The following is a 19,586-nucleotide window of genomic DNA, read 5'->3' as shown; positions in this document are numbered from 1 at the left end:
CCGCCGCCCGCGCCCCCACGGAAGAGCCTCACCGATGCTCCGTTTCCTCACACGCCGCGTTCTGGGCGCGATCGTGATCCTGGTGGCCATCAGCGCCGTCACTTACTTCCTCTTCTTCGTGCTGCCCGCCGACCCCGCCCAGCTGGCCTGCGGCAAGAACTGCGCCAACCCCGACGTGGTGCACGCCATCCGGATCCGGATGGGCCTGGACCAGCCGGTCTACGCGCAGTACTGGCACTACATGGCGGGCATCTTCACCGGGCGCACCATGCCGGACGGACAGAACTGCCCGGCCCCCTGCTTCGGCTACTCCTTCGCCGACAGCCAGATGATCTGGCCCGAGCTCGCCGACCGCTACCCGACCACGCTGTCGCTGGCCATCGGCGGCTCCGCCGCGTTCCTCGTCATCGGGGTGGGCCTCGGCATGCTGTCGGCCTGGCAGCAGGGCAAGACCTTCGACCGGGTGGCCAGCTCGATCTCGCTGGTCGGCAACTCGGTGCAGATCTACTTCATCGGCCCACTGGCGATCGCGCTGTTCGTGAACAACCTGGGCTGGCTGTCGGGCGGGGCCGATCCGAGCTGGACCTCCGATCCAGGGGCGTCCTTCAACGGCCTGGTGCTGCCCTGCCTGGTGATGTCGGTCATCTTCTGGTCCAACTACAGCCGGCAGACCAGGTCGCTCATGGTGGAGCAGCTGTCCGAGGACCACATCAGGACCGCCCGCGCCAAGGGAATGGGGTCGAAGTACGTCTTCTACCGCTATGCGCTGCGCGGCGCCGCCGCCTCCATCATCACCATCTTCGGCATCGACCTCGGCGGTGTGTTCGGCGGTGCGATCATCACCGAGGCCACCTTCAACCTGCACGGCCTCGGTACCCTCGCGGTCGAGTCGGTGAACAAGGAGGACCTGCCGATGGAGATGGCCGTCATGCTGTTCAGCGCCACCGCGATCGTGATCTTCAACATCGTCGTCGACGCCGCCTACGCCCTCATCGACCCGCGGATCCGGCTCGCGTGACCGCGGCAGCCACCCCTCGCCGCGACCAGCGCACCACCCGGTAGGAGAACCCGCCGTGACCATCCTGACGAAGCCCGAGGCCGAGCCCGCACCTCAGGGCACCGAGCACTTCCTCTCCGTGCGCGACCTGTACGTCCGGTTCGCCACCGAGGACGGCACCGTGAAGGCCGTAGACGGGCTCTCCTTCGACCTCGACCGGGGCAGAACCCTCGGCATCGTGGGCGAGTCCGGTTCCGGCAAGTCGGTGACCAACCTGGCCATCCTCGGCCTGCACAACCCGCGCAACACCACGATCAGCGGCGACATCATCCTGGACGGCCAGGAGCTGACCGGGGCCTCGCCGCGCACGCTGGAGAAGCTGCGCGGCAAGAAGATGTCCATGGTCTTCCAGGACTCGCTGACCGCCCTGTCGCCGTACTACACGGTGGGCCGGCAGATCGCCGAGCCCTACATCAAGCACATGGGCGCGTCCAAGAAGGAGGCGCGGGCACGGGCGGTGGAGATGCTGGCCCGGGTCGGCATCCCGCAGCCGCAGACCCGGGTGGACGACTACCCGCACCAGTTCTCCGGCGGTATGCGGCAGCGCGCGATGATCGCCATGGCGCTGGTCTGCGACCCCGACCTGGTGATCGCCGACGAGCCGACCACCGCGCTGGACGTGACGGTGCAGGCCCAGATCCTGGATTTGCTCAAGGACCTCCAGCAGGAGACCGGCACCGCGATCATCCTGATCACCCACGACCTGGGCGTGATCGCCAACACCGCGGACGACGTGGTGGTGATGTACGCGGGCCGGGCGGTGGAGCGCGGCACCGTACGGGACATCCTCAAGAACCCCGAGCACCCTTACGCCTGGGGCCTGCTCGGTTCGATCCCGCGGCTGTCGGCGTCGGTGGACGTGCCGCTGATGCCGATCCCCGGGTCGCCGCCCAGCCTGCTCAACCCGCCGTCCGGCTGCCCGTTCCACACCCGGTGCGGCTTCACCGACCAGGTGCCCGGCGACCGCTGCACCACCGAGCGGCCGGTGCTGCCGGCCGGCCGGGGGGCGGCGTGCCACCTCACGGCCGAGCAGAAGCACGACATCTTCAATGAGCAGATCCAGCCGCGGCTGCGCTGACCAGGAGTCGAGGGAACAACGATGAGTGAACAGACCCTGGACACGGTCCCCGCGCCGCGTCCCGACGCGGCCGAGCCGCTGCTGAAGGTCAGCGGCCTGCAGAAGCACTTCCCGATCAACGGCGGATTCCTGGTCAAACGGCGGGTCGGCGCGGTGCGGGCGGTCGACGGCGTGGACTTCGAGATCAACGCCGGCGAGGCACTGGGCATGGTCGGCGAGTCCGGCTGCGGCAAGTCCACCACCGGCCGGCTGGTGACCCGGCTGCTGGAACCGACGGCCGGCCGGATCAGCTACGCCGGGCAGGACATCACCCACCTCAGCCGCAAGGGGCTGGCGCCGATCAGGTCCGAGATCCAGATGATCTTCCAGGACCCGTACGCGTCGCTGAACCCGCGGCAGACCGTCGGGTCGATCATCACCTCGCCGATGGAGATCAACAACGTCAACCCGGCCGGCGGCCGGGAGAAGCGGGTCCGCGAGCTGCTGGAGATCGTGGGCCTCAACCCGGAGCACTACAACCGCTTCCCGCACGAGTTCTCCGGCGGCCAGCGGCAGCGCATCGGGGTGGCGCGGGCGCTGGCGCTCAGCCCGAAGCTGATCGTGGCCGACGAGCCGGTCTCCGCGCTCGACGTCTCCATCCAGGCGCAGGTCGTCAACCTGCTGCAGAACGTGCAGCGGGAGCTCGGCATCGCGTTCCTGTTCATCGCGCACGACCTGGCGATCGTGCGGCACTTCTCGCAGCGCATCGCGGTCATGTACCTGGGCAAGATCGTGGAGGTCGGCGACCGGGACTCGATCTACAGCCGGCCCCGGCACCCGTACACCCACGCCCTGCTGTCCGCGGCCCCCGAGGCCGACCCGGACGACGACGGGCGCGAGCGGATCCGGCTGGCCGGCGACGTGCCGTCGCCGATCAACCCGCCGTCCGGCTGCCGCTTCCGCACCCGGTGCTGGAAGGCGCAGGACAAGTGCGCGACGGAGGAGCCGCCGCTGGTGCGGATCGGCGGGAACGCGGAGGGCCACCTGACGGCCTGCCACTTCCCGGAGGAGCCGACGGTCACGGCGCGGGAAGAGGACATCGTCCTCGACCCGGCGCTCACCGCGGCCGAGGACGCGGCTGACGGGACCCCTTGACCCCTCGGTCCGGCTCCGACCGGAAACGGCCCGTCCCCGGGACACCCTGGCACCACCCCCGGGCACGGGCCGTCCCGCGTCCGGCCACAGGCCCGCCCGGCGGCCCGGACCCCGCACCGCGTCCGGCCCCCCGGCCCCCCGGCCCCCGGCCCCCCGGATCAGCCCGCCCGGCCGGCCCTCCGGACCGGGTCACTGCGGGACGACGGGCTTCTCCTCGGCGAAATGGCACGCGGACGGGTGCTCCGCGGGGCCCCCGGTGCCCCGGAAGACCTCAGGGACGGCCAGCATCGGCTCCTCCGTCGCGCACCGCTCCTGCGCCTTCCAGCAGCGGGTGCGGAAGTGGCAGCCGGACGGCGGGTCGGCCGGCGAGGGCACGTCACCGGTCAGGATGATCCGCTGCCGGTCCTCGCGGGCCCGCGGGTCCGGCACCGGGACGGCCGACAGCAGGGCCTGGGTGTACGGGTGGGTGGCGTGCTCGTAGATTGCCTCGTCGCCGCCGATCTCCACGATCTTGCCGAGGTACATCACCGCGACCCGGTCCGAGATGTGCCGGACGATCGACAGGTCGTGCGCGATGAACATGTACGACAGGCCGAACTCGTCCTGGAGCCGCTCCATCAGGTTGATCACCTGGGCCTGCACCGAGACGTCCAGCGCGGAGACCGGCTCGTCGGCGACGATCACCTCGGGCCGCAGCGCGAGGCCGCGGGCGATGCCGATGCGCTGGCGCTGACCGCCGGAGAACTGGTGCGGATAGCGGTTGATGTACTCCGGGTTGAGGCCCACCACGTCCAGCAGCTCCCGTACCCGCCGCCGGCGGTCCCCCCGGGGTGCGACCTCCGGGTGGATGTCGAAGGGCTCGCCGATGATGTCGCCGACCGTCATCCGCGGGTTGAGCGAGGTGTACGGGTCCTGGAAGACCATCTGGATGTTGCGGCGGACCGCCTTCAGCGCCCGGCCGCCCAGCTTGGTGATGTCCTCGCCCTTGTACAGCACCTCACCGGCGGTCGGCTGTTCCAGGTTCATCAGCAGCCTGGCCACGGTGGACTTGCCGCAGCCGGACTCGCCGACGATGCCGAGCGTCTCGCCGGCGAACAGGTCGAAGGTCACCCCGTCGACCGCCTTGACCGCCCCGACCTGCTTCTTGAAGACGATGCCCCGGGTCAGCGGGAAGTGCTTGACCAGGCCGCGGATCCTGAGGATCGGCTCCCGGCCGGGGGCGGAGCCGGTGCCGGCCGGCTCAGGGCCGGTCGGCTGCGGCACTGTCGTCACCGAGGGTCTCCTTCCAGAAGTGGCAGGCGCTCGCCCGCCGCTCGTTCACCCGGTACAGCGGCGGGACGTCGGTTCGGCACACCTCCCGGGCGAGCGGGCAGCGCGGGTGGAAGGCGCAGCCGGGCGGGATGTGCAGCAGGTTCGGCGGCAGGCCCTTGATCGCGTACAGCTCCCGGCCCTTGCGGTCCAGCCGCGGGATCGACCGCAGCAGGCCCTTGGTGTACGGGTGGGCCGGCGCCCGGTAGACGTCGTGCACGGGGGAGGTCTCCACGATCCGTCCGGCGTACATCACCGCGATCTTGTCGGCCACGTCGGCGACCACCCCGAGGTCGTGGGTGATCAGGATCAGGCCCATGGTGAACTCGCGCTGCAACTCCGCCAGCAGGTCCATCACCTGCGCCTGCACGGTCACGTCCAGCGCCGTGGTCGGTTCGTCGGCGATGATCAGCTCGGGTTCCAGCGCCATCGCCATGGCGATCATGACGCGCTGCCGCATCCCGCCGGAGAACTGGTGCGGGTACTGCCTGACCCGCTCCCGGGCGGCCGGGATGCGCACCCGGTCCATCAGCTCGATCGCCTTCGCCCGGGAGTCCCTGCGGGACATGCCGCGGTGCACCCGGAACATCTCGCCGAGCTGCTCGCCGACCGACAGCACCGGGTTGAGCGCGGACAGCGCGTCCTGGAAGACCATCGCCATCCGGGCGCCGCGGATCCGGCGGCGCTGCTCGGTGCCGAGGGTGAGCAGGTCCTGGCCCTGGAAGAGCACCTGGCCGCCGGTGACGAAGCCCGGCGGGGAGTCCAGGATGCCCATGACCGCCTGGGCGGTGACCGACTTGCCGGACCCGGACTCGCCGAGCACCGCCAGGGTCTGCCCGGCGTCCACCGAGTAGGCGACGCCGTTGACCGCCTTGGCGACTCCTTCCCTGGTGCGGAACTCCACGTGCAGGTCCCGTACGTCGAGCAGCGGGCCGCCCCGGGCCGCGGCGGGCTCGGGGGTCGTCTCCAGGCTCGTGGCCATCGCGGGCTCCTCAGCGCAGCTTGGGGTCGAGGGCGTCGCGGACCGCGTCGCCGAGCATGATGAACGCCAGGACGGTGACGCTCAGCGCGCCCGCGGGCCACAGCAGCATGTGCGGGGCGTTGCGGATCTGGCTGGAGGCGTCGGAGATGTCGATGCCCCAGGACACGGTGGGCGGCCGCAGGCCCACCCCGAGGTAGGACAAGGTCGCCTCCAGGGAGATGTACGTGCCGAGCGCGATGGTGCCGACGACGATGACCGGGGCGACGGCGTTGGGTGTGATGTGCCGCAGCAGCAGCCGGGAGTTCCCGGCGCCCAGTGCCCTGGCGGCCTGCACGTAGTCGTTCTGCCGGGCGGTGATCACCGCGCCGCGGGCGATGCGGGCGATCTGCGGCCAGCCCAGCAGGATCATGAAGCCGACCACCGGCCAGACGGTGCTGTTGGTGACCACGGACAGGAAGACCAGCCCGCCGAGGATCACCGGGATGCCGAAGAAGACGTCGCTGATCCGGGAGAGGACCGCGTCCCACCAGCCGCCGAAGAAGCCGGCCAGGCCGCCGAGCACGCTGCCGAGGATCACCACCCCGGCGGTGGCGCAGACGCCGACGGTGACCGAGGCGCGGGCGCCGTAGACCACCCGGGTGTACACGTCGCGGCCCTGCAGGTCGAAGCCGAACGGGTGGCCGGGTCCCGAGCCGTCCTGGGACCTGGCGAGGTCGGCCTGGAGCGGGTCGCCGCTCGCGATCAGGCCGGGCCGGATCGAGATGACCACCAGGAAGAGGATGATCAGCGCGGAGATGATGAAGATCGGGTTGCGCCGCAGGTCGCGCCAGGCGTCGGACCACAGGCTGCGGGGCTTCTCGGCGGGCTCGCCGGGGCCGGGTCCCGGCGGGTGCTCCAGCGTCCCGGCCTCCTCGGCGGCCAGGTCCATGCCGCTGCCGAAGCCGCCGGGCGAGACGGCCTCGTCGGGTTCGTCCATCGGGTCGCCGGGTTCAGGCATACCGGATCCTCGGGTCCAGGACCGCGTAGAGCAGGTCGACGAGCAGGTTGGCCAGCAGGAAGACCAGCACCAGGATCGTGACGAAGCCGACCACGGTCGGCGCGTTGTTGCGCAGGATGCCCTGGTAGAGCTCGAAGCCGACACCGTGGATGTTGAAGATCCGCTCGGTGACGATGGCGCCGCCCATCAGGGCGCCGATGTCGGTGCCGATGAAGGTCACCACCGGGATCAGCGAGTTGCGCAGCAGGTGCCGGATGATCACCCGGTGCCGGGGCAGGCCCTTGGCGACGGCGGTGCGCACGTAGTCGGCCCGGGTGTTCTCGGCGATGGAGGTACGGGTCAGCCGGGTGACGTAGGCGAGCGAGACCAGGGCGAGCACCAGGCCGGGCAGCAGCAGTTCGTTGAAGGGCGCGCTCGGCGACACCGACGAGGCGACCCATTTCAGCTGCACGCCGAAGAGGTACTGCAGGACGTAGCCGGTGACGAAGGTCGGTACCGAGATCACCACCAGGGTCAGCAGCAGCACGCCGGTGTCGATCGGCTTGCCGCGCTTCATCCCGGTGACCACGCCGAGGATGATGCCGATGACGATCTCGAAGAGGACGGCGACGACGGTGAGCCGGATGGTGACCGGGAAGGCGCTGCCCATCAGCGCGGTGACCGACTGTCCGCTGAACGCCGTGCCGAAGTCACCGGTGAAGATGTTCTTCATGTAGTGCACGTACTGGGCCGGCAGCGAGTGGTCCAGGTAGAGGTCGTGCCGGATCTGGGCGGCGGTGGCCGGGTCGGGCGCGTGGTCGCCGAAGAGCGCGGCGACCGGGTCGCCGAGCGCGTAGACCATGAAGAAGATCAGGAAGGTGCTGCCGATGAACACCGGGATCATCTGGAGCAGCCGCCGGATCACGTAGCGTCCCATCGAGCCTCCTCGCGGCAAGCCGCCGGGGGCCGCGCCGGGTGCGCCCGGTGCGGCCCCCGGCCGGTCTCACTTGACCTTGATCTCGTTGTAGACCGGGACGCTGAACGGGTTCAGCACCACGTTGCTGAGGTTCGACGAGTAGCCGGCGCTGCCGTTCTGGTACCACAGCGGGATGGCCGGCATGTCCTTGACCAGCTGCCGCTCGGCGTCCTGGAACGTGCCGATGGCGGCGGAGGTGTCGGGCTCGGCGTTGGCCTGGTTCACCAGCCGGTCGAAGTCGGGGTTGCTGTAGTGGGTGTCGTTGGAGGAGGCGTCGGTGAAGTACAGCGGCTGCAGGAAGTCCTGGATCAGCGGGTAGTCCATCTGCCAGCCGGACCGGAACGGGTTGTTCAGCTTCTTGTCGGTGATCTTGTTCCGGAAGTCGGCGAAGGTGCCGGTGGGTGAGCCGACGCACGCCTTGTTGTCGCCCAGCACGTTGTTGATGCTGTTGCAGACCGCGTCCACCCATTCCTTGTGGGAGCCGGTGTCGGCGTTGTAGCCGATGGTGATGCGCCCGCCGGGCAGGCCGCCGCCCTGCTGGATCAGCTGCTTGGCCTTGGCCGGGTCGTAGGTGCACTCGGTGCCGCACAGCCCGGCCTTGAAGCCGCCGGCCGAGCCCAGGACCGGGGAGGTCCAGTCGCTGGCCGGGGTGCGGGTCTGCTGGAAGATCCGGTCGGTGATCTGCTTGCGGTTGATCGCCATCGACAGGCCCTGCCGGACCTTCGCGGAGTTCGCCGAGGACCAGCGCGCGTTGTACAGCGGGAAGGCGATGGTCTGGATGATGCCGGCCGGCTCGTTGATGTAGCGGCTGCCGAGGTCGCTCTTGACGTTCTTCAGCTGCGCGGCCGGGATGTCGTCCACCAGATCGAGGTTGCCGGCCTGCAGATCGGTGTACGCGGTGTTGTTGTCGGTGTAGACCCGCAGGTCCACGCCGTTGTTCTGGGCCGGGTCGGGGCCCTTGTAGCCGTTCCACTTGCGCAGGCTCATCAGCGAGCCCTTGGTGTACGAGGAGATGGCGTACGGGCCGTTGCCGATCGGCTTGCGCAGCCAGGCGGCGTGGTTGTCGAAGAACGCCTTGGGCAGCGGGTAGAACGCGGAGTAGCCGAGGGTGTCGGGCCACAGCGAGAACTTCTGGTTGAGCTTGACCTTGAACTCCAGGTCGGAGACCTTGTGCAGGCCGGAGAGAGTGGTCGCGGTCGACTTGGCGCCGGTGTCCGGGTGCACTTTTGCGTAGCCGTCGATGTAGCTGAAGAAGGAGGCGTTGAGCTGGGCGTTCTTCAGCAGCGCGTCGTAGTTCCAGGCGTTGACGAAGGAGTCCGCGGTGACCGGCTCGCCGTTGCTGAAGGTCCAGCCGGACTTGAGCTTGATGTCGAAGTTCTGCGAGTCGGTGCTGGTGATCGAGTCGGCGATCATGTTGTCGGCCTTGGCGGTCTTCGGGTTGTACTTCTTCAGACCGCGGAAGACCATGTCGAGGACCTTGCCGCCCTGCACCTCGGTGGTGTTCGCGGGCTCCAGCGCATTCTGCGGGTCGCCCCAGGAGGCACGGACGATGCCGCCGCCACTGCTGCCGCTGCCACCGCCGCCGTTGTCACTGCCGCCGCCGCAGGCAGCGGCCGTCAGGGCGACGGCCGTCACACCGACGGCCCACTTCACGCGCGTGGCTCCGCGCATCGCGTGCCTCCTCGTGGTCATAACGGACACTTCGTCCCCCATGACACAGCAACGCGGGGTGAAGCCGCGCTCAGCGGCGGACGCGGGGTGCGGAGTCCACCCGTGCGGGCGCATACGAAAGGGACGCCCGGGGCCGCTCGTGGCGGCCGGGGCACGTCCTGGACGTACACACGCCAGAGGGGTCCGGGGAGCTTCCCCGGACCCCTCTGGCGTGCTCAGTGGGTCGTCACGCCGCCGCGTCGGCGGGGGCCGGCAGGATCACCGTGCCGAACAGCGGCACGGACAGGACGGTCGGACGGCGCAACGGTCGGACGGGCGGGACGGTCGGACGGCGGGACGGGTGGGGGACGGTCGGTACGGTCACGCCGTGCCGTGCTTGGCGCGCGACGCGGCCCGCCCGCGCTCCTTCTGGTCCAGCACCACCTTGCGGATGCGGACCGTCTCCGGGGTGACCTCGATGCACTCGTCGTCCCGGCAGAACTCCAGCGACTGCTCCAGCGACAGCTTGCGCGGCGGCACGATCGACTCCGCCACGTCCGCGTTGGACGACCGCATGTTGGTGAGCTTCTTCTCCTTGGTGATGTTGACGTCCATGTCGTCGGCGCGCGAGTTCTCGCCGACGATCATGCCCTCGTACACCTCGGTGGTCGGCTCGACGAACAGCACCCCGCGCTCCTGGAGGTTGGTCATCGCGAACGGCGTGACCACCCCGGACCGGTCGGCGACCAGCGAGCCGTTGTTGCGGGTCCGCAGCTCGCCGAACCACGGCTCGTGACCCTCGAAGAGGGAGTGCGCGATGCCGGTGCCGCGGGTCTGGGTCAGGAACTCGGTCCGGAAGCCGATGAGGCCGCGGGACGGCACGATCCACTCCATCCGGATCCAGCCGGACCCGTGGTTGGTCATGGTCTCCATCCGGCCCTTGCGGGCCGCCATCAGCTGGGTGATGGCGCCCAGGTGCTCCTCGGGCGAGTCGATGGTGAGCCGCTCGATCGGCTCGTGCACCTTGCCGTTGATCTCCTTGGTGACCACCTCGGGCTTGCCGACGGTCAGCTCGAAGCCCTCCCGGCGCATGGTCTCCACCAGGATGGCCAGCGCCAGTTCGCCGCGGCCCTGCACCTCCCAGGTGTCCGGGCGCTCGGTCGGCAGCACCCGCAGCGAGACGTTGCCGACCAGTTCGCGCTCCAGCCGGTCCTTGACCAGCCGGGCGGTCACCTTGTGGCCCTTGCCGCCCTTGCCGACCAGCGGCGAGGTGTTGGTGCCGATGGTCATCGAGATGGCCGGCTCGTCCACCGTGATCAGCGGCAGCGCGATCGGGTTCTCCGGGTCGGCCAGCGTCTCGCCGATCATGATGTCCGGGATGCCGGCCACCGCGCAGATGTCGCCGGGGCCGGCGGACTCGGCGGGCTTGCGGGTCAGCGCCTCGGTCATCATCAGCTCGCTGATGCGGACGCTGGTGATGGTGCCGTCGCGCTTGATCCAGGCGACGGTCTGCCCCTTCCTCAGGTGGCCCTGCTCGACCCGGACCAGCGCGATCCGGCCGAGGAAGTTGTCCGCGTCCAGGTTGGTGACGTGCGCCTGGAGCGGCGCGGCCTCGTCGTACACCGGGGCCGGGACGGTGGACAGGATGGTGGAGAAGAACGGCTCCAGGCTGTCGCTGTCGGCCGGCACCGTGCCGTTCTCCGGCTTGGTCAGCGAGGCCACGCCGTCGCGGGCACAGGCGTAGACGATCGGGAACTCGATCTGGTCCTCGTCCGCGTCCAGGTCCAGGAACAGGTCGTAGGTCTCGTTGACGACCTCGTCGATCCGGGAGTCGGGGCGGTCGGTCTTGTTGATGCACAAGATCACCGGCAGCCGGGCGTCCAGCGCCTTGCGCAGCACGAAGCGGGTCTGCGGCAGCGGGCCCTCGGAGGCGTCCACCAGCAGCACCACCGCGTCCACCATGGACAGGCCGCGCTCGACCTCGCCGCCGAAGTCGGCGTGGCCGGGGGTGTCGATGATGTTGATGGTGACGGGGTCGCCGCCGTCCTTGGGGTGGTACTTGACGGCGGTGTTCTTCGCGAGAATGGTGATGCCCTTCTCGCGTTCCAGGTCGTTGGAGTCCATCATCCGGTCGTCCAGATGCTGGTGCGCGGCGAACGCGCCGGCCTGCTTCAGCATGGCGTCGACCAGGGTCGTCTTGCCGTGGTCGACGTGGGCGACGATGGCGACGTTACGAATGTCGTGGCGCGTGGACATGCTGGGGCGCTTCTCCCGGAATCGTGGATGACGTCGCGCCCCTCATTCGACGCGCTCGTCTGCCGGGCAAGGTCAAGCCACGGCCTCCCCCCATGGTACGGGGCCCCGCCCCCTACCACCGCCGGGCCGGGCGGCTACTTGCGGAACCCCAGGTTCTGGTAGTCCGGCGTCCGGAAGCCGAAGGCGCCCGCGTTGGCGACGCCGGTCCGCAGGGCCACCACCTGGGGGCGCTGGTAGAGCGGGATGGAGCCGGCGGCGGCCCAGATACGGGCGTCGGCCTCGGCGGTGAGGCTGCGGGCGGCGGAGGCGTCGAGTTCGCCGCCGGCCCGGGTGAGCAGTTGGTCGATCCGGTCGGTGCCGACCCGGGAGTAGTTCTGCGCGACGTTCAGCGAGCCGTCGGCGGCCGGCACCGGCTTGGCGAAGATCGGGGTGTCGTCGGTGGCCGGGTAGGCGCTGCCGGGCCAGGACCACAGCGCCAGGTCGAAGTCGCCGGAGGCGATGTGGTCCTGGAAGTAGCTGGCGCCGTCCACCTTGTCGATCTCGGTGCGGATGCCGATCCCGGACAGCATCCGGGCGATCCGGCCGCCCACGTCGTCCAGCGTCGGTGAGGCGGCGGGCAGGACGAACCGCAGGGTGAGCGGCTTGCCCGCCTTGGCGACGGCGCGGCTGGGCTCGACCACGGTGAGCGAGCCGGAGGCGGCGGCCCGGCCGGGGCCGGCCGCCTTCTCGCCGGTCCTGGCGGCCGACCGCTGCCAGCCCGCGTCGGCCAGCAGCCCCTGCGCCTGCTGGAGGCCGGCGGTGCCGAGTGCCGAGCTGTGGTCGGCGTACCCGTTCTGGGAGGGCAGCACCAGGTGGTTGCCGAGCGCGATGACGGGCAGTCCGAGCGGCTTGAGCACGGCGGTCGCGATCTTCTTGCGGTCGATCGCGCGGGCCACCGCGTGCCGGACCCGCTCGTCGGCCAGCGGTCCGGCGCTGCCGTTGATGGCCAGTTGGGTGTAGGCGGCGTCGGGTGCCTTGCGGACCGCGACGCCGCGGATCCTGCGGACCGCGGTCAGCGCGGTCGGATCGATCTCGGCCAGGTCCAGCGTGCCCGCGGCGAGCCGGGCGGGGCGGTCGGCCCGCGGCACCGCGGTCAGCACGATCCGGTCGAGCTTGGCCGGGCGGCCCCACCAGGCGTGGTTGCGGACCAGGGTGACCGTCTTCGCCTTGGTGTCGACCGCCTTGAGCGCGAACGGCCCGGCGGCCGCCGGCAGCGTGGTGCGGGCGCCGTCGTTGAAGGCATCGGCGTTACCGGTGACACCGGTCGGGTAGAGCGGGCTGAACAGCGACCGCCAGTCCGCGTACGGCGTGGCGAAGGTCACCTCGACGTGCCGGGCGTCCGAGCCCTGCCGGATGCCGGAGATACGGTCGTAGCCGGCGTTGCGGGCGGCCCAGTAGGCGCTGTTCCGTCCGCCGAGCGCCTTCCACTGGGCGGTGAAGTCGGCCGCGCCGACCGCCTTGCCGTCGCTCCACCTCGCCTTGGGGTTGAGCTGGTAGGTGACCACCTGCCGCGGCTCCTGGCTGCTGACCTCGGCCTTGGTGAGGAAGTCGGGGTCGGCCTGCGGTCTGCCGTGCCCGTCGAGCCGGAACATCAGCGGCAGGGTGGCGCCGGCCACCGTCGCGGTGCCGGCGTCGGCGTCGGCCTGGAAGGCGTTGAGGGTGCGCGGCATCCCGTCCACCGCCCAGCGCAGGGCGCCGCCGTCGCGGATCCCGCTCCTGGCCACGCTCGCCACGTCGGTGCCGGCCGTACCGGCGGCTTTGGTGCCGCCCGAGGAGCAGGCGGCGGTCAGGGTCAGCGCGGCTCCCGCGGTGAGCGCCGCGGCGATCCGTACCGCCCGGCGCCCGGGCGCGGGTGCGGATACGGGGCAGGCCGGTCGCGCGCCACCGGTCCGGGGGCTGCTCATGGGGCTGCGGTTCATGGGTGTGACACCTCCGCGGCCCCGGCGGCGGCCCGTACGGCGTTCGTACGCCATGCGCCGGGGACATGACTCAGCTGCTCTTGTCTGTCGCTTTTCTGATGATTCCCGGATGCATGCCACCCCACCTCGGCCGGGCGCCGGCGCCGACCCGCCGACCCGTACCGCGCACACCACCCGTCCGGCCCACCGGCCGCCGCGGGAGGGGCCGCCCGCGGTCGCGGGGGAGGGTAAGGGCGCATAGCCTCCGAAAAGGAGTCACGCGGCGGGGCGTGGCGCGGCAGCGGGAGGCGGCGCGGTGGGCGGCAGACGTCGGGCGGTCTCAGCGATGCTCACGGCACTCGGCGCGGTGGTCCTGGTCCTGCCGGCGCGGCCGGCGCTCGCCGACGGCCCGGCCCGGCTCGGCCGTACCGGGCAGGTCACCGACACGGTGGCGGCGCCGGGCGGCCGCGGGCGGGCGCTCCGGTCGGCGCCGGGCCGGCTGCACGGCGCCCACGGAGTGCGGCTGTCCGTCGTGTACGCCGGCGGCTTCTCCGGCCGCAGCCCGCAGGACCGGGCGAACGCCGCCGCCGTACGCAGCGGTCTGGGCCGCGGGGACCTGCTGCTGGCGGTGGCCACCCGCGACCGGCGGTACGCGGTCTCCGCCGACCAGGACTCCGGCCTCACCCAGGGCCGGCTCACCGAGGTCGGCGCCGTGGCGATCGAGCCCGCGCTGCGCTCGGGCGGCTGGGCGGGCGCGGCGATCGCCGCCGCCGACGGCTACGGCGCGGCGCCGGCCGGCCGCCGGGTGGCCCCGCCGGTCCGCGCCCCGGGCCCCGCCGGCCCCCGGCGGGCGGACACCGCCACCGACAACGGCGCCGCCGACCTGTGGATCCCCGTGGTCGCGGTCGCCGCCGCGCTGGCGCTGGGCGGCTACGCCGTCCGCAAGCGCCACGGCAGGCAGCCGACGGTCCGGGCGGATCCCGGCGCGGCCGGCTGGAGCGGCGCCCGGCCCAAGCCGAAGCAGCCCACCCCGCTCACCGCACTGCCGGAGCTGGACCGCCAGGCCCGGGAGCTGCTGGTCGCCACCGACGACGCGGTGCGGACCAGCCGGGAGGACGTGGGCTTCGCCGCGGCCCAGGTCGGCGACGAGGCCGCGAAGCCCTTCGGAGAGGCCGTCGAGTACGCCGGCGGCGAGCTGGCCGCCGCCTTCCGGCTGCGCCAGCGGCTGGACGACGCCTTCCCCGGCGACGACGAGACCCGACGCCAGATGCTGGACGAGATCCTGTCCCGCTGCACCCAGGCCAACCGGCGGCTGGACGCGGAGTCGGAGGCGTTCGACCGGCTGCGGGCGCTGGAGGCGAACGCGCCCCGGGTGCTGGCGCGGGCCGAGGTCACGCTGGCCGCGCTGCCGGGCCGGATCGCCGCCGCCGAGGCCGTGCTCGGCCCGCTCACCGCCCGCTACACGGCCGCCGCGCTGGAGCCGGTGGCCGGCTACCCCGCGGAGGCCCGCGACCGCCTGGAGTTCGCCCGCGGCAGCCTGGACCGGGCGCGCGCCGCGCTCGGCACCGACCACAGCCGCGCCGCCGTCTTCGTCCGCGCCGCCGAAGGCGCTCTCGGCCAGGCCGCCGTCCTCGCCGACGCCGTCGCCCGCCGCGAACGCGAACTGCGCGCGGCGGACGCCCGGTTGCGGGACGCGCTGCCGGCGGCGGACGCCGATCTGGCGCGGGTGCGGGAACTGTCGTCCGGCAGCACCCCGGCCGGGGACCCGGCCGCGGGTCCGGGGTCCGGGGACGCCGGGCTCCAGGGCCGGATCCGCCGGGCCGAGAGCGTACTGGCCGGGGTTCGGGAGGAGCTGGCGGCGGGCCGGTACGACCCGGTCGCGGCGCTGCGTCGGGTGGTGGCGGCGCGCTTCGCCCTGGACCCGGCGCCGGACGACGACGGGGCACGGGCCGACGGCGGAGTGCAGGACGGCGGCGGGGCGCCGGACGGCGGCAGAGTGCAGGACGGCGGCGGGGCGCCGGACAGCGGCAGAGTGCAGGACGGCGGCGGGGCGCCGGACAGCGGCGGAGTGCAGGACGGCGGCGGGCGACTGGTCCGGGAGTCGCTGGAGCAGTCGCTGCCGGCGGCCCGCGGTCAGGTGGCGGCGGCCCGGGATGTCGTGACCACCCACCGGGGCGCGATCGGCAGCCAAGCCCGTACCCGGCTCGCCGAGGCCGAACGCCGGCTCCGGCTGGCCGAGTCGGCCGCCGCCGAGGACGCCGGGGACGCGCTGGAGCACGCCGGGGAGGCGGACCGGCTGGCCCGCGACGCGCAGGAGCTGGCCGGCCAGGATCTCGGCGGCTACGGGGACTCCGGCGGTTTCGGCACCGGGCCCGCGGGCGACGGGGGCGGCGGCATGGGCGGCGCGGTGCTCGGCGGGATCCTGCTCGGCGGCGTCCTCGACGGCGCCGACGGCGGCCGGGACTACGGCGGCCCGGGGCCCGGCAGCTTCGGCGGCGGGCGGACCCGCGGCCGGATGGGCGGCGGCGGAGGGTTCTGACGGCCCGACCGGCGCCCGGCTCCTCCCGCGCCCCCGGCCGCCGGGAGGCCGGGGCCCCGACACCCGGCGGGGGGCCAAGGCCCAACGCCCGACACCCGACACCCGCACCCGCACCCCGCACACCCGCACCCGCACCCGCACCCGCACCCGGAACGGACCATCGAGGCACAGGGAGTACACCATGTCCAAGCAGACCGTCCTCGGCCGGGTGGCGCAGCTCGCCGGGGCGAACGTCGACGCGCTCCTGGACCGGGCCGAGGACCCGCAGCAGATGGTCGACCGGCTGATCCGCGAGTACACCGCCGCCATCGCCGAGGCCGCGGACACGGTCGCCGCCACCGCCGGCGGTCTGCGGCTGATGACGCGGGACCGCGCCGAGGACGTGGCCGCCGCCGCGGAGTGGGGCGGCAAGGCGGCCACCGCCAGCCGCCGGGCCGACGAGCTGCGGACCGCCGGCATCCCGGCGGCGGCCGACCGGTTCGACCGCCTCGCCAGGATCGCCCTCGGCCGCCAGCTCCGGTCGGAGCAGGAGGCCGCGGCCGCCGGGTCCGCCATCACGGCGCAGACCCAGGTGCTGGACCGGCTCCGGCCCGGTCTGGACCGGATGAGGCGCACCCTCGACGGACTGCGCTCCAGGCGGGAGGCGTTGGTGGACCGGTCCCGGTCCGCGCCCGCCCGGGACCGGCTGCCGGACGCGGTGCGCGACGTCGACCTGCTCGACCCGGCCGGCGAGCTGAGCCGGTTCGAGGACAAGCTGCGGCGCGAGGAGGCCCGCGCGGCGGGTGGGCGGGAGCCGGCCGCCTCCTGCCTGGACGCCCAGTTCGAGTCGCCCGACGAGCCCTTCGACGCCGCGGAGGTCGACGCGCGCCTCGCCCGCCTCAAATCCGGCGCGGCGCGGCCCCGTACGGGGGCGAGCCGGGTGCAGCCGTGAGGGGCCGGCCGGAAAAAATCGGCGGCCGGGCGGGGGAGGCGGCAGCGGGATCCGGCCGGGCGGGGGAGGCGGCAGCGGGATCCGGCCGGGCGTGACACGGTACGGACCGGGCCCGCGCGACGGCGGCCCGCGCCCGCTCAAAGCGCCCGCACCGCACGGAGCGCCGGGGGCGTTCAGAACGTTCAGAACATGCTGAGCAAATCGTCCACCGAGGGGCCCGAGACGCCCTGTCCCGACGGCCCCCGCAGAGCCAGCTCGAACCAGACGGTCTTGCCGCGGTGGGTCCGCCGGCTCCCCCAGCTCTGGCTGAGCATCGCCACCAGTTGCAGGCCCCGGCCGCCCTCGTCGGTGTCCCGGGCGCGGCGGCGGCGCGGCTGCATCAGCGCGTTGTCCCACACCTCGCAGACCAGCGTCCGGTCCAGCAGCAGCCGCAGCCTTATGTCGCCGTAGCCGTGCCGCAGCGCGTTGGTGACCAGCTCGCTGACCAGCAGCTCGGTGGTGTCGACCAGCTGGTCCAGGCCCCAGGTGAGCAGCTGGTCCCGGGCGAGTTCGCGGGCACGGGCCACCGAGGTGGGCTGCGGTTCCAGCGTCCAGTCGCCGACCTTGTCCGCCGACAGCCCGTCGATCCGGGCCATCAGCAGCGCGATGTCGTCCTCGCCGTGCGCGGTGTCCAAGGTGGCCAGGACGTGGTCGCAGACGTCCTCCAGCGGCCGGGCCGGGCCGGCCAGCGAGGCGCGGAAGGCGTCCAGGCCCTCGTCCAGCGGGTGGCTCCGGGACTCGACCAGGCCGTCGGTGTACAGCGCCAGCAGCGCCCCGTCGGTCAGCTCGACCTCGATCTCCTCGAACGGCTCGCCGCCGACGCCGAGCGGCACGCCCCGGGGCACTTCCAGCAGCAGCGGTGTCTCGCCGGGTTCGACCACGACCGGCGGCAGGTGCCCGGCGTTGGCGATGGTGCAGCGGCGGGTCACCGCGTCGTAGACCACGTAGATGCAGGTGGCCAGGTAGACCTCGGCGAGGTCGGCGTCGCCGCGTTCCTTGGCCCGGCGGGTGCCGCCCCGGGCGGGGGCGCCGAGCCCGCTGGCCACCTCGTCCAACGCGCCCAGCACCTCGGCGGGTTCGAGGTCGAGCATGGCCAGCGTACGTACCGCGGTGCGCAGTTCTCCCATCGCGACGGCAGCCCGCAGCCCGCGGCCCATGACGTCGCCGACCACCAGGGCCGTCCGGTGGCCGGGCAGTTCGATCACGTCGAACCAGTCGCCGCCGACCTCGGTCTCCATACTGCCGGGCAGGTAGCGGCAGGCGATGTCCAGGCCGGCCGCCTCCGGGTCGTCCGGCGGCAGCAGGCTGCGCTGGAGGATCAGCGCCCGCTCGTGCTCGCGGCGGTAGAGGCGGGCGTTGTCGATGAAGATGGCGGCGCGGGCGGCGAGCTCCTCGGCCAGCATCCGGTCCCGGTCGGTGAACGGCTCGCTGCCCTTGGCCCGGGAGAACTGCACCAGGCCGAGTACGACGTCGCGGGCCACGATCGGCACCACCAGGGTGGACTGCACCAGCGGGCTGCCCTGGCCGTGCTCGCCGTCGAGCACCTGCGGCTGGGCGGTGCGCAGCGCCCTGGCGCTGGGCGAGCCGAACCGGAAGCGGTGCACCGCGCCCACCGGGACCGGGCCGGCCGGGGTCACGTCGTCGTCGCCGGCCATGGCCACCGGCGCGTCGGAGACCGCGCTGGCGAAGGCCACCCGGCGGACGTCGCCGCTGCCGTCGGTGGTGCCGGCCAGGTCCTCCACGCCGGACAGCAGCGCCTGGTAGAGGTCGACCGAGGCGATGTCGCAGAAGTGCGGGACGGCCACGTCGAGCAGTTCGCGGGCGGTGGTCTCCAGGTCCAGCGAGGTGCCGATCCGCGAGCCGGCCTCGTTGAGCAGCGCCAGGTTGCGCCGGGCGTGCGCGGCCTCGCGTTCGGCGCGCTGCCGCCCGGTGACGTCCATGGCGAGTCCGGCGGCGCCGATGGGCCGTCCGGAGGCGCTGTGCAGCCGGTAGAGGGACATCGACCAGCGGCGCCGGACGGGGTCGCCGGGCACCGTGCCGACCAGCGGCATGTCCAGTACGGGTTCGCCGGTCTCCAGCACCTGGCGCAGCGCGGCGGACAGCCGGTCGGCCTCCACCCGGGACAGGAAGTCCTGCGGGCCGTGGCCGCGGTGCTCCTCCGCGGACCGGCCGAAGACCGCGGTGAACTGGTCGTTGACCCGGATCAGCCGCAGCTCGGTGTCGAAGAGCACGAAGCCCATCGGGGACTGGCCGAAGACGGCCTGCGAGGCGGCCAGGTCGGTCTCGATCTGCCGCAGGGTGGCCACGTCCACCGCGATGCACAGCGCGCCGTTGTCCGCGGGCATCACATAGACCTCGGCGAGCCCCTCGCCGCCGTTGGCGTCCTTGTAGGGCACCAGGCCGTTCCACTCGCGGCCGTCCAGGATCTGCGAGAGCCGCTCGTGGCCGCGTAGCTGCGCCTCGGGCGGGGCGAAGGCGGCGACGGGGTCCTGGCCGAGCGCCTCCGCCGCGCTGACGCCGAAGAACTCCTCGGCCCGGTGGCTCCACTGCTCGATCCGGCCGTGGCGGTCCAGGGCGAAGGCGGCCAGCCGTATGTAGTCGTAGATGGAACCGGGCGGGCTCGACCGCCAGACACCGCTGTCGACCGTGTCGTCCGTGTCATTGGCGTCGTCACCGGGGGGAATCGCCCCTGCTGGCATGTCGCTCACTCGCCCGACCCCTCC

At 72.6% G+C, this 19,586-nt stretch carries 14 protein-coding genes; 5 read left to right on the top strand and 9 right to left on the bottom strand.

The window, feature by feature from the left end; all coding sequences use genetic code 11:
• Positions 1-34: 34 nt before the first annotated feature.
• Genes RLT57_RS19745 through RLT57_RS19735 form a run of 3 tightly spaced genes read left to right on the top strand, consistent with a single transcriptional unit; the run spans position 35 to position 3,269 of the window.
• Positions 35-1,018: an ABC transporter permease gene (locus RLT57_RS19745; protein WP_311298720.1), complete on the top strand. Its 984-nt coding sequence runs from the start codon at positions 35-37 to the stop codon at positions 1,016-1,018.
• A 55-nt stretch (positions 1,019-1,073) separates the two neighbouring features.
• A complete protein-coding gene (locus RLT57_RS19740; protein ID WP_311298719.1) occupies positions 1,074-2,135 on the top strand; it encodes an ABC transporter ATP-binding protein in 1,062 nt (353 codons plus the stop codon).
• 21 nt (positions 2,136-2,156) lie between these two features.
• Complete coding sequence (locus RLT57_RS19735; protein WP_311298718.1) at positions 2,157-3,269, top strand: ABC transporter ATP-binding protein; 1,113 nt, start codon at positions 2,157-2,159, stop codon at positions 3,267-3,269.
• Between the two features lie 189 nt (positions 3,270-3,458).
• Here RLT57_RS19735 and RLT57_RS19730 read toward each other — a convergent pair whose 3' ends face one another.
• The 8 genes from RLT57_RS19730 to RLT57_RS19695 form a co-directional block, all read right to left on the bottom strand.
• A complete protein-coding gene (locus RLT57_RS19730) occupies positions 3,459-4,532 on the bottom strand; it encodes an ABC transporter ATP-binding protein (RefSeq protein ID WP_311300785.1) in 1,074 nt (357 codons plus the stop codon).
• Positions 4,510-5,559 carry an ABC transporter ATP-binding protein gene (locus RLT57_RS19725; protein WP_311298717.1) on the bottom strand — a complete coding sequence of 350 codons (1,050 nt, stop codon included), beginning with the start codon at positions 5,557-5,559 and terminating at the stop codon, positions 4,510-4,512. The genes RLT57_RS19730 and RLT57_RS19725 overlap by 23 nt, the downstream gene beginning before the upstream one ends.
• Positions 5,560-5,569: 10 nt before the next feature.
• Positions 5,570-6,556: an ABC transporter permease gene (locus tag RLT57_RS19720; RefSeq protein WP_311298716.1), complete on the bottom strand. Its 987-nt coding sequence runs from the start codon at positions 6,554-6,556 to the stop codon at positions 5,570-5,572.
• Complete coding sequence (locus RLT57_RS19715) at positions 6,549-7,472, bottom strand: ABC transporter permease (RefSeq protein ID WP_311298715.1); 924 nt, start codon at positions 7,470-7,472, stop codon at positions 6,549-6,551. Before RLT57_RS19715 ends, RLT57_RS19720 begins: the two co-directional genes overlap by 8 nt.
• A 66-nt stretch (positions 7,473-7,538) precedes the next feature.
• Positions 7,539-9,182, bottom strand: a complete 1,644-nt coding sequence (locus RLT57_RS19710; protein ID WP_311298714.1) for a peptide ABC transporter substrate-binding protein — start codon at positions 9,180-9,182, stop codon at positions 7,539-7,541.
• A gap of 226 nt (positions 9,183-9,408) precedes the next feature.
• Positions 9,409-9,546, bottom strand: a complete 138-nt coding sequence (locus RLT57_RS19705; RefSeq protein ID WP_311298713.1) for a hypothetical protein — start codon at positions 9,544-9,546, stop codon at positions 9,409-9,411.
• Positions 9,543-11,417, bottom strand: a complete 1,875-nt coding sequence (typA, locus tag RLT57_RS19700; RefSeq protein WP_311298712.1) for a translational GTPase TypA — start codon at positions 11,415-11,417, stop codon at positions 9,543-9,545. The genes RLT57_RS19705 and typA overlap by 4 nt, the downstream gene beginning before the upstream one ends.
• A 134-nt stretch (positions 11,418-11,551) precedes the next feature.
• Complete coding sequence (locus RLT57_RS19695) at positions 11,552-13,375, bottom strand: ABC transporter family substrate-binding protein (protein WP_311298711.1); 1,824 nt, start codon at positions 13,373-13,375, stop codon at positions 11,552-11,554.
• Positions 13,376-13,700: 325 nt separating this feature from the next.
• Here RLT57_RS19695 and RLT57_RS19690 point away from each other — a divergent pair, with 325 nt between their 5' ends.
• Together RLT57_RS19690 and RLT57_RS19685 are read left to right on the top strand one after the other, a co-directional pair.
• Positions 13,701-15,893, top strand: a complete 2,193-nt coding sequence (locus RLT57_RS19690; RefSeq protein ID WP_311298710.1) for a TPM domain-containing protein — start codon at positions 13,701-13,703, stop codon at positions 15,891-15,893.
• Between the two features lie 181 nt (positions 15,894-16,074).
• Positions 16,075-16,824, top strand: a complete 750-nt coding sequence (locus RLT57_RS19685) for a PspA/IM30 family protein (RefSeq protein WP_311298709.1) — start codon at positions 16,075-16,077, stop codon at positions 16,822-16,824.
• Positions 16,825-17,006: 182 nt separating this feature from the next.
• On the opposite strand, the gene RLT57_RS19680 is transcribed toward RLT57_RS19685, so the two are convergent.
• Positions 17,007-19,562: a SpoIIE family protein phosphatase gene (locus RLT57_RS19680; RefSeq protein ID WP_311300784.1), complete on the bottom strand. Its 2,556-nt coding sequence runs from the start codon at positions 19,560-19,562 to the stop codon at positions 17,007-17,009.
• Positions 19,563-19,586 lie beyond the last annotated feature (24 nt).

Source organism: Streptomyces sp. ITFR-21, from assembly GCF_031844685.1.
Classification (GTDB): Bacteria; Actinomycetota; Actinomycetes; order Streptomycetales; family Streptomycetaceae; genus Actinacidiphila.
The sequence above is the reverse complement of the archived record's forward strand: the minus strand, read 5'-3'. Positions and strand labels throughout refer to the sequence as shown.